This window comes from Rubrivirga sp. S365 (assembly GCF_032248475.1).
Classification (GTDB): domain Bacteria; phylum Bacteroidota; class Rhodothermia; order Rhodothermales; family Rubricoccaceae; genus Rubrivirga; species Rubrivirga litoralis.
In genome coordinates, this window is record NZ_JAVTTN010000003.1 from 1 (window position 1) to 16,081 (window position 16,081).

The 16,081-nt window shown below is 70.3% G+C and carries 10 protein-coding genes and 1 CRISPR repeat array; of the genes, 2 read left to right on the forward strand and 8 right to left on the reverse strand.

The annotated features are described in order from the left end of the window. Positions 1–147: 147 nt before the first annotated feature. The 4 genes from cas2 to RQM47_RS15820 all read right to left on the reverse strand — a co-directional run bounded on the left by cas2 (position 148) and on the right by RQM47_RS15820 (position 9,994). Entirely contained in the window at positions 148–411 is a 264-nt protein-coding gene (cas2, locus tag RQM47_RS15805; protein ID WP_314009551.1) for a CRISPR-associated endonuclease Cas2, read from the reverse strand. Positions 412–416: 5 nt separating this feature from the next. Beyond that, complete coding sequence (gene cas1b / locus RQM47_RS15810; RefSeq protein ID WP_314009552.1) at positions 417–1,493, reverse strand: type I-B CRISPR-associated endonuclease Cas1b; 1,077 nt, start codon at positions 1,491–1,493, stop codon at positions 417–419. Positions 1,494–1,540: 47 nt separating this feature from the next. Next, complete coding sequence (locus RQM47_RS15815) at positions 1,541–2,470, reverse strand: hypothetical protein (protein ID WP_314009554.1); 930 nt, start codon at positions 2,468–2,470, stop codon at positions 1,541–1,543. A 98-nt stretch (positions 2,471–2,568) separates the two neighbouring features. Next, positions 2,569–9,224: a CRISPR direct-repeat array (repeat unit 30 nt; unit sequence CTTTCGATGCCTCAGAGGAGCGATTGAGGC). Positions 9,225–9,430: 206 nt separating this feature from the next. Then, a complete protein-coding gene (locus tag RQM47_RS15820; protein ID WP_314009555.1) occupies positions 9,431–9,994 on the reverse strand; it encodes a CRISPR-associated protein Cas4 in 564 nt (187 codons plus the stop codon). A gap of 22 nt (positions 9,995–10,016) precedes the next feature. Between RQM47_RS15820 and RQM47_RS15825 the strand changes: the two genes are divergently transcribed. Next, positions 10,017–10,370, forward strand: a complete 354-nt coding sequence (locus RQM47_RS15825; RefSeq protein WP_314009557.1) for a DUF86 domain-containing protein — start codon at positions 10,017–10,019, stop codon at positions 10,368–10,370. Next, positions 10,367–10,735, forward strand: coding sequence for a nucleotidyltransferase family protein (locus tag RQM47_RS15830; protein WP_314009558.1), 369 nt, complete (start codon positions 10,367–10,369; stop codon positions 10,733–10,735). Before RQM47_RS15825 ends, RQM47_RS15830 begins: the two co-directional genes overlap by 4 nt. Here the strand turns inward: RQM47_RS15830 and RQM47_RS15835 are convergent. From RQM47_RS15835 to RQM47_RS15850, 4 genes are read right to left on the reverse strand one after another with little or no spacing between them, the layout of a single operon-like run. Further along, positions 10,714–11,787, reverse strand: coding sequence for a hypothetical protein (locus tag RQM47_RS15835; protein ID WP_314009559.1), 1,074 nt, complete (start codon positions 11,785–11,787; stop codon positions 10,714–10,716). The two genes, RQM47_RS15830 and RQM47_RS15835, sit on opposite strands and share 22 nt — an antisense overlap. A 21-nt stretch (positions 11,788–11,808) precedes the next feature. Then, a complete protein-coding gene (locus RQM47_RS15840) occupies positions 11,809–13,239 on the reverse strand; it encodes a hypothetical protein (RefSeq protein ID WP_314009561.1) in 1,431 nt (476 codons plus the stop codon). 2 nt (positions 13,240–13,241) lie between these two features. After that, entirely contained in the window at positions 13,242–15,506 is a 2,265-nt protein-coding gene (gene cas3, locus RQM47_RS15845; protein WP_314009562.1) for a CRISPR-associated helicase Cas3', read from the reverse strand. Beyond that, a complete protein-coding gene (locus RQM47_RS15850) occupies positions 15,503–16,078 on the reverse strand; it encodes a hypothetical protein (protein ID WP_314009563.1) in 576 nt (191 codons plus the stop codon). The genes cas3 and RQM47_RS15850 overlap by 4 nt, the downstream gene beginning before the upstream one ends. Positions 16,079–16,081: the final 3 nt, after the last annotated feature.

Below are 16,081 nucleotides of genomic sequence, written 5' to 3' on the forward strand. Positions count from 1 at the left end.
GCGGCCAGGCGGCTCTCGGTCGAGGGGCCGTTCGACCCGCTCCTCGACCCCCGGCTCCGGTAGCCCCCCGGGGGGGCTCCAGGCCACTCCAGCGTCTCGGCGCTGGACACGGCCGCCCCCCTGGGGCGGGCCGCCCCGCCCCCCGCTTCAGAGGAACGGGCTCGGGCTCCCCTTCTCCGCCCCGATCACCCGGCGCTCGTGGTACGCCGCCGTCCGCATGGCGTAGACGACGACCGAGTCGCCCTCGGCGACGAGCGCGGCGGCGGCGGCCTCGAGCTCGGCGAGCTGGGCCGGCGAGAGCTCGCCCTCGAACACGGAGTTCTGGACGTGGGCGAGGTACCGCCGGAAGAGCCGGAGCGCCCTCGCGTTCCGCTCGACGGCCACGTCGTAGACGGCGACGACGTAGGGCACGGCCGCTACCACCAGGCCCGGAACCCCACGTACGGGTCTCCGGGGTCCGTGAGGTGGCGGACGAGCCGGTACGCGTCGAGCCGGACGAGCCGCTCGTACGACACGTGCCGGCCGAGCCCCCGGTGCTTGACCGTCCGGCGGAGCCGCTCGTCCCAGGCCTCGACGAACCGGCGCCGCCCGGCGTCGGTGAGGTACGTCCCGCCCAGGCGCGGCTCGAAGTGCTTTGGTCTGAGGCGTCCGGTCTTGAGGAGCCGGAAGATGGCCCGGTCGACCAAGAGCGGCTTGAACACCTCGGCGAGGTCGAGGGCCAGCGAGTACCGGCGGTCCCCGGGCTCGTGGAGGAAGCTCACGGTCGGGTCGAGCGCCGTCCGGTAGAGGGCCTTGAGGCAGACCGCGTAGCAGAGGGCGTTCCCGAACGAGATCGCCGCGTTCAGCGCGTTCTGGGGCGGCCGCCGGGTCCGCCCGTCGTACGGGAACGCGGCCGCCGTCGCCGGCCCGAGCACGGCCGGCCACGCCCGGTAGTACGCGTCGCGGGCGCGGCCCTCGGCCGCCATGAGTTCCGGGACGGCCGGCTCGTCGGGGACCCGGGCCGCCTCCCGCTCGACGGCCGCGAGGGCGTCGCGGATGGGGCCGGCGTCGCCCGCCCGCTTCTCGTGGTACAGGAGGGTCCGGCGGACGTTGAAGAGGGAGGCCCCGACGAACGCCCGGGCGAGGGCGAGCCGCTTCGTCGGGCGGAGGTAGTGGTCGGCCTGGGCGACCGTGAGCCGGCCCGAGAGGAGGTACTCGCGGGGGTAGAGCGTGGCGGCGTAGTTCCCGTAGTAGTCGTAGACGTGGACGGGGACCCGCTGCTGGGCGAGGAAGACGACGAGCTTCGAGTTGAGGTCGACCTCGCCGAAGAGGTGGAGGGCGTCGACGGCCTCGACCGGGAGCACGGCCTTCTCGCCGACGAGGGACCCGGACGGGGCGCCCGTGTCGTCGGGGTCGTCGGCGGGGATCCGGTCTCCGGTGGCCCGCTCGAACCACAGCGTGTTCTGGCGGCGGCGGAGCCGGCCGTTCGAGAAGAGGTAGTGGTCGCGGGGCACGGCGGGGCGGGGACGGGGGACGGAGAGGGTAGAGCCGGCCCCGTCCCCTACCGGACGGCCACGTCCGCAACCGCCGCCGCCCGCTCGGTGCCCCCGGGGCCGGCGGGACCCGGCGTGCGGAGCGGGTGGGGCGGGAGCGCCCGCCAGCGGTCGAGGAAGGCCCGGAGGTGGTCGGCGTCGGCGGGCTCGCGGGCGCCGGCCTCGCGCTCGAGGAGCCGCTCGACGCGGCCCTCCTCGGCCGCGTGGTCGGCGGCCGAGAACAGCCCGGCGAGCCGGGCCACCCGGAGCCAGAGGACGTACGTCGTGAGCGCGTCGGTCTCGTTGTAGCGTCGGATCGCGCCGCGGTCGCCGGCGAGCCAGAGGTCGGCCACGTCGGCCCCGGAGACGGCCCGGTCGCCGAGCGCCTTGGCCGGGACCCCGCAGAGGGCGGCGAGGTCGGCGAGGCGCGGCGACGACGGCCCGCGCCGGCCGCCGAGGGCGCGGAGGAGGTCGACGTTCCACTCGTTGTACGGGTGCGAGTAGTCGGGTCCCTCCCAGGGCTTCTCGGGCCGGGCGCAGAGGGCGGGGGCGGCGAGCCCGAGCGCGAGCGCCCGCTGGCGGAGGACGGGGAGGTCCGAGGCGTGGGAGTTGTATCCGACGAGCTGGGGGCGGCGGCGGGCGAGGCCGGCGAGGAACGGGCGGAGCACGTCGGCCTCGTGGGCGTCCGGGTCGCGCGGGGTCGAGCAGAGCGCGAGGGCGACGGACCTGTCGGCGCGGACCCGGCGCTCGACGACGGCGACCGAGGCGACGCGGCAGTGGAGGAGCGTGAGGAACGGGCGGGGTCGGTCGGCGGTGGCCCCGGCCGCGTCCCACATGGCGCGGAAGACGTCGGGCTCGGGCGTGGCGGGGTCGAGGTCGAGGAGGAGCCGGCCGGAGCGGGCGCAGGGGACCCACTCGCAGTCGAAGGCCCACACGACGGGCTGGACGGAGCGGAACACGGGGGCGGGGGCTGGGGGAACCGGAGCGTAGGGTGGAGTCCCCCAGCCACCGGACGGGGGCGTCCGGCGCCACCGGCTGGCCATGCGGTCGGGACCCGTCTTCGATGCCTCAGAGGAGCGATTGAGGCCGTCCCGTCGAGGGTCGGGTCGAAGGCGTCGGCCTGCTTTCGATGCCTCAGAGGAGCGATTGAGGCGCAACGTCAGCGGCCCACGCAGCGGCCATGAACGCCCTTTCGATGCCTCAGAGGAGTGATTGAGGCTAGGCGCCCCCGTAGACGTCCCCGAGGTCCCGTTCTTTCGATGCCTCAGAGGAGCGATTGAGGCCCTGTTCACGCCGGCCCAGCTCGCCCGCGTGGCGACCTTTCGATGCCTCAGAGGAGCGATTGAGGCCGGCGCCCAGTACGAGTAGTGCCAGCGGGCGCCGTCCTTTCGATGCCTCAGAGGAGCGATTGAGGCCCTCCGACTCGTACTCGCTCCACACGCCGCGGACGACCTTTCGATGCCTCAGAGGAGCGATTGAGGCTCCTTCTCAATGTGGTCGGTCAGGCCCGCGACACGCTTTCGATGCCTCAGAGGAGCGATTGAGGCGGTCCTCGTGCCGCCGTCGCTCCTGGGCGGGTCCAGCTTTCGATGCCTCAGAGGAGCGATTGAGGCGAGCCGCGAGCTCCACCTTCCCAAGGTGGACCCCGGCTTTCGATGCCTCAGAGGAGCGATTGAGGCGACGTGGCCGTGGAGCCGGTCGGCCTCGCGCTCGAACTTTCGATGCCTCAGAGGAGCGATTGAGGCACGCGCGAGAGGGCGCCGCCGAGCGGGCCGAGCCGCCTTTCGATGCCTCAGAGGAGCGATTGAGGCCCGGGCGGGGGGCCGGCTCGTCGCCCTCTTCGGGGCTCTTTCGATGCCTCAGAGGAGCGATTGAGGCTTAGTCGGGCGGCCCCGTGCTGCGCGGCGGCTACAGCTTTCGATGCCTCAGAGGAGCGATTGAGGCTCGCGGAGAGCGAGCGCGGGCTCCACGCCATCGACCCCTTTCGATGCCTCAGAGGAGCGATTGAGGCGTCCGTGTAGCGCTCGTACTCCGCGTCGTAGACGGCCTTTCGATGCCTCAGAGGAGCGATTGAGGCCGTTTGACGTGAAGCGAGCGGCAGGGCGTTCGCGCTCTTTCGATGCCTCAGAGGAGCGATTGAGGCTCGACGTCGGAGTGGTCGGCCGCGCTGGAGGCCGACTTTCGATGCCTCAGAGGAGCGATTGAGGCGGTGCGCGTGTCGCTCGGGACGACCGTGTTCTCGAACTTTCGATGCCTCAGAGGAGCGATTGAGGCTCCGCGGCCGAATCGTGTTCCCCGTCCTCGACCCGGTCCTTTCGATGCCTCAGAGGAGCGATTGAGGCCGCGCAGCGGGCGCCGGTGTCGCTGCTGTCTCGACGTCTTTCGATGCCTCAGAGGAGCGATTGAGGCCGTCGTGCGCCTGCTCGGCGTCGACACGCCCGAGATGCTTTCGATGCCTCAGAGGAGCGATTGAGGCCGGGCGCGCGCCTCGCGTTCTCGGCCGTCGGGCCGGACTTTCGATGCCTCAGAGGAGCGATTGAGGCTCTCAGGCGAGGCGATGAGGTAGCCGACCTCGAACTTCTTTCGATGCCTCAGAGGAGCGATTGAGGCGCGTGGCAGGCCCTACAGGATGCCGCCTCGCTCCTCGCTTTCGATGCCTCAGAGGAGCGATTGAGGCACCCGGAACGCGGCCATTCTCACCGCCCATGAACCACCTTTCGATGCCTCAGAGGAGCGATTGAGGCCGGGCGTCGAGTCGAGCGGGATGTGGTGGTGGAACTTTCGATGCCTCAGAGGAGCGATTGAGGCTTCCAGCGCTCCCGGGGCTTGGCCGTCGACGGCGTCGCTTTCGATGCCTCAGAGGAGCGATTGAGGCGGGCAGGGTCGGGGGGCGCTACGCGCGTGTGCGGGCTTTCGATGCCTCAGAGGAGCGATTGAGGCGTCCACCGACTTGGCGAGGTCCACGCCGAACGCATCGGTCTTTCGATGCCTCAGAGGAGCGATTGAGGCCGGACATCGGCAACTGGGTCCAGGAGGTGTCCTCGCCCTTTCGATGCCTCAGAGGAGCGATTGAGGCGAGAGAGGCCGGCGGGGCGTTACTGGCAGGTGCCGCCTTTCGATGCCTCAGAGGAGCGATTGAGGCACCGCGCGCGCTCCTGGAGGCGGCCGCGGCCTACCTCTTTCGATGCCTCAGAGGAGCGATTGAGGCGCGGCCCGGCTCACGGGCGGGACCGAGGCGTACATCTTTCGATGCCTCAGAGGAGCGATTGAGGCCGTCTTGTCCCGCGAGCGCGGCGTCGGCGGCCGTCAGCTTTCGATGCCTCAGAGGAGCGATTGAGGCCAGGTCGCGCTCATGGGCGACTACGCGACCGCTACGCCTTTCGATGCCTCAGAGGAGCGATTGAGGCCATCACGACCTCGAGGACGGGGACGCCATCGGGGGACTTTCGATGCCTCAGAGGAGCGATTGAGGCTCGCCCGCGCCGAGGGCGTGCCGATCTCGCTCCACGTCTTTCGATGCCTCAGAGGAGCGATTGAGGCCGGCGAACGAGACGAGCGTGTGGTGCTGGCGCCCCTTCTTTCGATGCCTCAGAGGAGCGATTGAGGCCGCGCACACCTCCGCGACCTCAGACGCCGACGGGCTCCTTTCGATGCCTCAGAGGAGCGATTGAGGCTGAACAACGGCGGGCCGACGTGGCAGACGGATGCCCCTTTCGATGCCTCAGAGGAGCGATTGAGGCATGCTCGCGTCAACGCGCCGGGCTGGGACGCCGCGACCTTTCGATGCCTCAGAGGAGCGATTGAGGCCCGGCCGCCCAAGCGCCCGCCCCGCCCCGGACACGACCTTTCGATGCCTCAGAGGAGCGATTGAGGCACGGTCGCGTGGTCGGCTTTTGCGGACGACCTCGTCCTTTCGATGCCTCAGAGGAGCGATTGAGGCTCGACGGCTACCCCGCGACGGCCACCGAGTGCTACGACTTTCGATGCCTCAGAGGAGCGATTGAGGCCGGGGGGAGTGGACGACGATCACGGACCCACGATAACTTTCGATGCCTCAGAGGAGCGATTGAGGCCTCGACGACCTCGCCGAGATCAGTGGGAGCTACCGTCTTTCGATGCCTCAGAGGAGCGATTGAGGCACCACGACTGGGCGTTCTGGGCGCGCGACAAACAGCTTTCGATGCCTCAGAGGAGCGATTGAGGCCGCGCGGACCGTCGCCGGCGTCGTCATCGAGTCCTTTCGATGCCTCAGAGGAGCGATTGAGGCCGGCCGGGGCCTCGTCGGACAGCCACACGTCGGCCCACCTTTCGATGCCTCAGAGGAGCGATTGAGGCGCCTTGTAGGTGAGCGGGCCGAAGTCGCCGTCGACGCTTTCGATGCCTCAGAGGAGCGATTGAGGCGGGCTCGCGCGTGAGATCGCCTTCCTCAAGGAGAAGCTTTCGATGCCTCAGAGGAGCGATTGAGGCCCTCAAGGCCGGCGAGGCCAACGCCCGGCGGATCGCTTTCGATGCCTCAGAGGAGCGATTGAGGCCGGGCTTCGGGTCGTCGCCGACGGCGATGTGGACGACTTTCGATGCCTCAGAGGAGCGATTGAGGCAAGGCGCCTACGCGGCCGCTGCGAGCGGTCAGATCCTTTCGATGCCTCAGAGGAGCGATTGAGGCGCGGCGGCCCCGTACGCCGTGATAACGACGGACCTCTTTCGATGCCTCAGAGGAGCGATTGAGGCGCCGAGTGGCCGTAGGGCGCGGTGGGCACCTGGATACTTTCGATGCCTCAGAGGAGCGATTGAGGCTCGTCGGTGACGAGGAGCGAGATCGGGTTGATCCCGGTCTTTCGATGCCTCAGAGGAGCGATTGAGGCTCGAGGACCCATGCCTCGACGTCGAGCGCGGGCGCGACTTTCGATGCCTCAGAGGAGCGATTGAGGCCGGTCCGTGACAAACAACGTCACGGACCGTGACGCTTCTTTCGATGCCTCAGAGGAGCGATTGAGGCCCGCCGAGGACGTGGCGGCGATCTGGGAGCGACAACGCTTTCGATGCCTCAGAGGAGCGATTGAGGCGACGAGCCCCACGAGCGCCCCCGGCTCCCAGACGACTTTCGATGCCTCAGAGGAGCGATTGAGGCTAGACGCGGAGGCCGTGCGAGCGTGAACGGCTCGTGCTTTCGATGCCTCAGAGGAGCGATTGAGGCCCGCCCCGCCCGCGGCGACGAGCTCGGAGACGAAGTACTTTCGATGCCTCAGAGGAGCGATTGAGGCAGGTCGAGTGGTCGTTCGACGCCGCCGCCGACACGCTTTCGATGCCTCAGAGGAGCGATTGAGGCTCACCGACCGCTCGGGGGCCTACCTTGCCGAGAGCGACTTTCGATGCCTCAGAGGAGCGATTGAGGCTGGACCTCACCTACTCGGTCAACAACCCCGACTCGACCTTTCGATGCCTCAGAGGAGCGATTGAGGCCCGAGCGAGCTGGCGACGGCGACCTACGAGGCGGGGCCTTTCGATGCCTCAGAGGAGCGATTGAGGCCGGGCGGTGGTTCGTCTCGGCGAACTACTTGTGTTTCTTTCGATGCCTCAGAGGAGCGATTGAGGCCTGTCAGGACGGTCGGGGACGTCGAGGCCGGATCGGTCTTTCGATGCCTCAGAGGAGCGATTGAGGCCGCCCTCGGGATCTCCGCCAGCGGGCCGCTCAAGAGCTTTCGATGCCTCAGAGGAGCGATTGAGGCGGCCTCCGCCGAGGCGGTGGTGGGGGGAGACGAATGACTTTCGATGCCTCAGAGGAGCGATTGAGGCGGGAGTGACCATGCCCGCACAGACACAGACCCCCGCCTTTCGATGCCTCAGAGGAGCGATTGAGGCTCCCCGCCACGCCGTCTACTACAGGCGTGGGACGGTTCTTTCGATGCCTCAGAGGAGCGATTGAGGCCTGACAGGAGGACCGACAGCGCTTTCAGCCGCGACTTTCGATGCCTCAGAGGAGCGATTGAGGCGATCCGCGCGATCCTCGACACGTTCGTTTTCACGTCTTTCGATGCCTCAGAGGAGCGATTGAGGCCCTGCGCCTTGACCTGTTCCCGGTCGTCGTCGCCCGAATCGCTTTCGATGCCTCAGAGGAGCGATTGAGGCCGGTGGCGTCCCTACGGCGACGACGACGGCGGGGCGGCTTTCGATGCCTCAGAGGAGCGATTGAGGCGTTCCGATTCCGGCCGGTCGGGGCCGGGGCAGCCACCTTTCGATGCCTCAGAGGAGCGATTGAGGCCCCAGTCCTCGTGACGGGCCGTGATGCGGGCGAAGCACTTTCGATGCCTCAGAGGAGCGATTGAGGCTCGACCCGGACGTGCTTGCCGTAGTGGTTGGCCTTCTTTCGATGCCTCAGAGGAGCGATTGAGGCCACGCGGTGGGGGTAGTCCAGGCTCACGGGTCCAGCTTTCGATGCCTCAGAGGAGCGATTGAGGCGCCGGAGGGGGACCATGACTGACCCGCTCGCCCGTCTTTCGATGCCTCAGAGGAGCGATTGAGGCTCACGGAGCCGCGTTACATTCCCCACACGCCAGCACCTTTCGATGCCTCAGAGGAGCGATTGAGGCCCCGCCCCCCGAGGGCTGGGAGCCGGAGGCGCTGTTCTTTCGATGCCTCAGAGGAGCGATTGAGGCAGCAGCTCGTCAAGCAGACGGCGGAGGAGGCCGGGATCTTTCGATGCCTCAGAGGAGCGATTGAGGCGCGTTCATGGTTGGGGGCGGTGGGGACCGCTAGGGTCCTTTCGATGCCTCAGAGGAGCGATTGAGGCTGAGCCGCCAGCTCGCCACCTGGTCGTCCCACTCGACTTTCGATGCCTCAGAGGAGCGATTGAGGCCGTGCGGCCGGCCGCGCGGCTCCGCTGGTAGGCGCCGACTTTCGATGCCTCAGAGGAGCGATTGAGGCCCCGGCCAGAAGGTCTACGCCGTGATGGCCGAGCCCTTTCGATGCCTCAGAGGAGCGATTGAGGCCGACAACGGGCGCCCCGAGCAGTTCGGCCTGGAGGACCTTTCGATGCCTCAGAGGAGCGATTGAGGCCGGGAATGTCGAACCCACCAGCGCGTGGCGTCCTACTTTCGATGCCTCAGAGGAGCGATTGAGGCACGGCCGGGGGACCGCCCCCCAGGCGATCCGCCGACTTTCGATGCCTCAGAGGAGCGATTGAGGCCTTCGACCGAGACCCGGCCGACCTGGGCCGGCACTCTTTCGATGCCTCAGAGGAGCGATTGAGGCCGCCCGGTGCTGAGAGCGTGCCCGCGGGCACCCATCCCCTTTCGATGCCTCAGAGGAGCGATTGAGGCCGCTCGTTCAGGTTCTTCACCTCCTCGCTGGTCAGCTTTCGATGCCTCAGAGGAGCGATTGAGGCCGTTAGGGGAACTGCGGCCATGCAGCGCGACCGTCCCTCTTTCGATGCCTCAGAGGAGCGATTGAGGCGCGCTCGCGCGGTCGTGGCTCACGGCGGACGGCGAGCTTTCGATGCCTCAGAGGAGCGATTGAGGCCCTCGCCAACTGGCTACGCGCCCTCCGCCCGTTCGCCTTTCGATGCCTCAGAGGAGCGATTGAGGCGCGGCGGCCTCGTCGTACCAGAAGGCGTCCCAACTCCTTTCGATGCCTCAGAGGAGCGATTGAGGCCGAACAGCCTGCTCGAGACCGGCCCGCGGCGCAGTTCTTTCGATGCCTCAGAGGAGCGATTGAGGCCCAGCGCAAGGGGCGCACTGGGCGGCCATTCCAGTACGTCAAGGTACACCCGCCGCCTCCGGGACATCCCGAGGCGCGTCGGCCGCCGGTGACGCAGAATACCCCGGACGACGACGACGCTGGAATCGACCTCCTAGGCGTTCAGCGACCGTACCCGCCTCCCTACCGAGTGGTGGGGAGACGGCCCGGGCGGGGACGACGACCGATCACCCGTAGCAGAGGGGCTCGAACGCGCACCGCCGGCAGAACGTCCGCCGGGGGTGCCGGGGCGGCGGGCTCGGCCGGCGGGCGAGCGCGGCGACGGCGGTGACCGTCTCCGCCAGCCGGGCCTCGTGCTCCGGCTCGAGCTCGACCGGCTCCGTCCGGCGGAGGGCGGGGTAATCGAGCCGGCCCGTGAGCGGGGTCCCGTCCGCGCGCGCGACGCCGGCGAGCCGGAGGACCCAGAGGTAGAACCGGAGCTGGAGCCGGTGGGCGTGGTCCTCGGCCCGCCCCTTCTTCGTCTCGTGGAGGACGCCGGCCCGGAGGTCGACCCCGTCGAGCTTGGCCACGAGCGGGGTCCCGTCGGGGGCCTCGGCCGTGACGAGGGCCGGGCGGGTCCGGCGGGCGTAGGCGGTCTCGTCGAGGAGCCGGCCGAGCCGGACGTCGTCGGACTCGTGCTCCATCCACAGCCCGCGCATGGAGTACCACGCCTTCCGGGGGCAGACGGCGTGGTACCCGACGAGCATCCCGCCGACACGGACGGAGCGGGCGGGGCGGGTATCTTCGGGCATCACGAGAGCGCCCGCGAGGGGCGTGGTTCTGACTGTGGACCCCGACCGGCTCCGGACAACCCTCGACTACGTCGTCGCCGAGGCGGCCGTCGTGAGGACGGCGGTCGAGGGCGTCGACCGGGCGGCGTTCGAGGCCGACCCCGTCCTCCGCCGGGCCGTCGAGCGGTCGGTCGAGACGGTCGGCGGGGCGCTCTCGAAGGTCCGCCCGGCGCTCGAGCCGCGGGCGCCGGACCTCACGAGGCGCGAGGTGGTCGGGATGCGGAACGTCCTGGCCCACGTATGTTGGGCCGTGGACCCCGACATCGTGTGGGAGGCGGCGACGGTCCACCTCCCCGCCCTCGCCGCGCGAGTCGCGGCCCTCCGAAGCGACCCGTGAGCCCCTCCCCCCCCGCCCCGCCCGCGACGCTGCCCGACCCGGCCGCGGCCGTCCGGTCGTACGTGTCCGCGCACGCCGGGGCGCTCCTCGCTCGGGGGTTCGCGTCGCTGGCCCTGTTCGGGTCGGCGGCCCGGGGCGAGGCCGGGCCGGGGAGCGACGTCGACGTGCTGTACGCGTTCGCGCCGGGGCGGGCGTCCTTGGGGGCCGTCCTCGACGTGCAGGACGCGCTGGCGGCGGCGACGGGGCGGCCGGTCCAGATGGTCCCGCGCGGGCACCTCCACCCGGTCCTGCGGGACCGGGTGCTCGGGGGGGCCGTGACGCTGCTGGGGGCGGACCGCGACGCTCACGCCGCGACCGCCTCGTAGTCGTAGACCCGGAGGCGGCGCTCGATCTCTGCCTGAGCCTGGTCCATCGCGTTTGCGCTCGCGTCCACTCCCCGGAGGACGCCGCGAGCCACGGGCGTCACGAACAAGGAGTCCTCACCGACCGAGTCCAGCACGACGGTCGCGGACGGCCGGGACAGGCCGGCCTCCGGGTCGAGGTCGGCCCGGATGGCCGTCGCGATCTTGTCGGCCCGGTCGGCGAGCGCGACCGCCAGCGGGGGCATCGGGCTGAACGTCCGCGCCTGGTTGCTCGTAATCGACCAGTGGAGGAGCGCGTAGGCGAGGGCCGGGACGATCCGCTCGCGCTCGGCCTCGGGCGCCACGAGCGTGTGGCCGACCTCGGTCCAGCCCTCGCCCCTCAGCTTCTCGATGGTCGCGGCGTCCAGCTCGGGGTCCTCGTCGGCCGTGCTGACCGAGAACAGCCGGCGCATGTCGACGGCCACGTCGTAGACGTAGAGGCCGTACGCCCGCTTCTGGGGCGCGAGGTAGTTGAGCCGGGTCAGCTCCCGGTCGTTCTCGTCCAGGAACTCCGCCAGCGCCTCGTCGGAGACCACGTTCCCCTTGGCGTCGCGGACGACCACCTTGTTCGTCGCCGGGTCGCTGTCGCGGCGGTCGAACGTCAGCGCCTCCTCGGTGTTGACGCGCGCGAGGTGCGGCGAGACCGGGCGGAACGCCGAGACCGAGAGCGGCGCCCGGCGCCGGACGCGGCGGCTGTCGCTGGACTCCGACCGTTTCTCGGCCCGCATCCACCCCCCGATCAACTGGTCGGGGTAGGACGGGTCACAGGCCGAGTGCGGCTCGCCGTCCTTGAGCGCCCCCTTGCTGAGCACTTTGTAGAACGTGACGGGCGCGCGGGCCTCGCCGATCTCGTCGGCGAACGTGTCGAGCAGGGACCGCTTGACCTGCTGGCCGCTGGCGTAGGCCATCTCGCGGCCGTTTGCGAGCGGGTCGCGGTAGGTCTTCTGGCCGTCGGCGACGGCGAACACGGTGTGCTCGACCTGACGGAGGCCGCGGACGTAGAGCGTGTGGCGCATGGGTTCGGGGGTGCTGAGGGTTTACTGAGTGGACGCCTTGCCGCGCAGGAGCGCGACCTGGAACCGGAGGAGCGAGAGGAACAGGTAGAACCGCTCTTGCGACAGGTCGAGCCCGTCGCGGACCAGCCCGTCGAGCGCGTTCAGCGTGTCGGCCGCGTCCTCGTCCGAGAGCGCCGTCTTGCCGCTGGTGATGGCGTCGGCGATCTCGGTGAGGCCGTCGACCAGGGCGGGCAGGGACTTGGCGTCGAGCGCGTCGGCGACCGGCTTTTTGAGGTTGGTCTTGCCCCCGAGCGCGCCGGTCTCGACGCCGAACAGGAGGTCGGCGGTGTCGCGGGCGCGGTCGTAGAGGGCGGTCCGGTTGTCTCCGAGCATGGCGTGCATCCAGGTTTGGTAGAGGAGCGGGGTCTGGGCCGTCTCCGGGGTCACCGGGCGCGGCGACTTGTGTTTTCCGGTCGGCAGGAAGTCGCGGATCTTGGCCGGCTCCAGCGCCGCCAGCCCGACGGCCCCCTGGGCGCACGCTCGGGCGAACCCGGCGCCGGCGTCGTAGACGCTGTCGAGGCTGTCGGGCGAGACCGTGGCCTGATCGACGGCGACCCCGAACAGGTCGCGGTAGAAGCTGCGGACGGTGGCGTAGCTGTCGCGGAGCACGCCGGTCGCGCCCAGGTGGAGCGGGACGAACCCGAGCGTCGAGTTCGTCTGGCCCAGGCTGTAGACGTAGGCCGAGACGGGCTCGTCGCCCAGCGCCCCGCCGAGCGACAGGAGGAGCCGTGCCCAGGGGACGGTCTCGATGGCCGTCCCCGACGCCGTGGTCTTGAGCGCGGACGGCAGGAACGCCGTCGGGTCCTCGGCCTGGTAGGCGGGCGAAAAGTGGTGGCGGAGCCACTGGCCGTTCCAGGTCTCCACCTGGTTCGCCTTGAGCCCCGGCGTCTCCGTCAGGACGCGCCGGTACATGCGCCACCCCTCTAGGACCGCGTCGAGCACGTCGTCGTGGTCGACGAGCAGCACGAGCCCCCCGGCGACGCCCGCCCCGCCAGCGGCGCCGATCCACGAGAGGTAGACTTCGTCGGCGGTCGCGTCGTGGTTCAGGCCCGTCACCTGGCCCGATGTGGTCCCGTCGAGCCCGCTCGCGTAGCCGCCGAGCACGAGGTGCCCCTCGGGCTCCTCGACCTCGACCGCGGCGGCGTGGAAGTCTGCCAGGGCCTCGGATCGGAGCCGCGCCCACTCGTCCTCGTCCCACGCCCGGCCCTCCTTCTCGGCGGCGGCCCGGTTCTTTTTCCGGTTGTTGACGAGCTGGCCGAACTTCGAGTTGCCGGCCGTCATGAGGTACTGCTCGTCGTCGAAGACGAGCGGGAAGAACACCTCGTCGAAGAACTCGGCCGGCGTGCGGCCGGGCCGGTCGTCGCGGCGGTTGGCGCGGTCGAGGAGGCGGCGGCCCAGGAGCGGCGTGTACATGGCTAGTGGATGCGGGAGAGGACAGCCTCGAAGGGGTCGGCGGGCTCGACCGCGCGGAGGGGCAGGAGTCCCAGCACGTCGTCGTACTGGTCGTCGGGGACGACGACGGGCCACGAGCCCCGTTCGCACCGCGTCCACCCGTTCCGGGCCGCCAGTCGCCCGAGCGCTTCGGGGGCAGGAATCTCTAAGGGAACGCGCACGCCGGCCGGTCCCCTCTTGTAGGCCGCCTCGTCGCTCGCCCGGATCGCCGTCTCGGACTCGATCTGGAGCGCGTCCACGATCACCGAGCGCGGGTGATGCTGGAGCCGCATCAGGCGCGGGCTCAGGTCCGGGTGGTGGGCCAGGTGGAGGTCGATGGGTAGGGCGTCCACGGCCGGGTACACGCGGTCGATCCGGCCCTGGAGGTCGCGCTCGCGGAGCGGCCCTGTTGGCAGCGCCTCCACGCTCCGCCGGACGGTCGCGGCGTCGTAGGGCAGGACGTCGCGGTCGGCGTCGGGGGGCGCGACGATCACGACCGGCTTGAGGTCGGCCCCGCCGCGCGCGTGGCGGTTGACGCGGCCGAACCGCTGGGCGAGGGCGTCGAGCGGGGCGGCGTCCGTCACCAGGACGTCGAACGAGACGTCGAGGCTCACTTCGACCACCTGAGTCGCGCTCACGACGCATGGTTCGGGCTTGTCGGCCAACTCCAGCACCTCGTCTTCGAGCCGGGCTCGGTCCCCCCGTCGGAACCGGCTGTGGACGAGCAGGCGCGACACGTCGGGGAACGCGGCCTCGGCCCACGCGAACCGCTCCTGGGCTCGGGCGACCCGGTTCGACACCACCAACACGCGCCGGCCCGCCTCCACCGCCCGGGCGATCCACGCACGCGCTGCGCCCTCGTCGGCGACGTGCTCGACCGTGTGCCGGTCGTAGCGGTCGAGCTCGCCCTCCGTCAGCCGCACCTCGCAGACCCGGCCCCCTCCACCCAGCGCCGTCACGACCAGGTTTCGGAGGGCCGTCGGGATCGTCGCCGTCCCGACGTGGACCCGGCACCCCAGCGACGCCAGCACGCGGACCAGCCGCTCGACCATCGAGAGCGCCAGCGGGCCGTAGGTGTGGACCTCGTCGAGCACGACGTCTTGGCCCCGGAGGTCGAGCGCCGTCGCTTCGTGGCCGGCCGTCCCGAACACGACCGACGCGATCTGGTGCGGCGTGAGCACCTTGACGGCGGCGCCCGGGAACCGCTGGAGCGACACGTCTTCCTCGCCGTCCTCGGACCCGATCCCCGACGCCGCGTGCAACCGCCGGACGTCGGCGTCCTCGCCCAGGTCCTTCAGCACACGCCGGGTCATGGCGTTGATCGACGCCTGGAACGGGAGCGTATAGAACACGCGGCCCCGGCACCGCCGGAACAGGAAGTTGGTCTTGCCGGCCCCGGTCGGCGCGACGACCAGCGTGTGGGGGCGAGGGTCGGCGGCCTCGTCGTCGCGGAGGGACAGCGGGTAGTCGTCGGAGGGCGCGTACTGCCCTTCGGGACCGTAAACGGTTGCCGCGTCGGGCTCCGAGAACAGGGCCTCCGCCCGGCCGGCGGCACGGTCGGCGTAGTTCGACGCGAAGTGGTCGGCGCTCATCAGGAGTCCGCGCCACGGCGACCATCCGAGCGGCTGAGCACGGACGGCCTCGAACGCCCACTCGAACGCCTGGGCTGCCTGGTCCTGAGATACGTCCCGGACGCCGAGCCCGAACGACGCGGCCACGGCGCTCGCGGCGGGCGCCCAGTCGTCCCAATCGCTGAGGTGGCGGTCCAGGGTCGGTCCGAGGTCGGGCCTCCCCTCGGACAGGGCGAGGTCGAGCAGGCCGCGCCCGCTCTTGTCCCCGGCGACCGACTTATGATGGGCGACGACCATCTCGAGCACCGCCGGCCAGTCCTCTCTGGGGATGAGCGGCAGAAAACCGAGCGACGACAGCTCGTGCCGGTGGGGAACGCGGCGCTCGTAGGCCTTGAGCTCCCGGACCACCGCGTCGCGCCAGGGGACGTCAGGGAACGCTCGATAGAAAGACCGCCAGCGGCCCCCGTACTTCTTGTCGAAGGTGTCGTGCCACAGCATCGCCTGCGCGGCCGGGTGCCCCTTCCCGAGGTCGTGGACGACGGCGCCGAGCCGGGCGAGCCGGGCGTCGAACCCGTAGGCCCGGGCAAACCGCTCGGCGCACGCGACGACGTGGTCCGTGTGCTCGGCCAGGGTCAGGCCGCCCCGCTCGGGGCTTTTGGCGAGGAGGTCGCGCGTCATGGGGCCGGCGCGTTGGCGGGGTCCCCGACGACCTCCAGCCGCCCGGTCATCATCTCGCCCGTATACCGGCTGACCCCGAGCGGCACGGACCCCGGCCCCTCGGTCGGGTGCATCTCGAAGCCGACGACCTCGTCGAACTCGGCCGGCTCCATCTCGCGGACGAGGGCGCCCCCGACGCGGACGGGGAACACCAGGTCCTCGTTGCGGCAGAGGCAGAGGTGGTCCGAGGCCGCCGTCTCGGCGTCCTCGGCCGACGAGAACGCGAGCGCCAGCGACGGCCGGAGCAGGACGCCCCGCACGATCACGCCGGTCGCCCGGGCGACGGCCTTCCCGCCGTCCACCCTCTTCCCCTTCCACCCCGCCGCGTGGACGTGCTCTTGCTGGCGGCTGATGCCCCCGTGCCGGAGCCGGTGCCGGAGGATGGCCGAGACGCCCAGCTTGATCCGCATCCCCTCGACGGTGCTCGGGCTCAGGAATGGCTGGCTATAGGTGAGCCCGTCGCGGACGGCCGTCCACGGCTTGATGAACCCGAACGGGCCGGCGTAAGTGACGACGTGGTACGTATCGGGCATGGG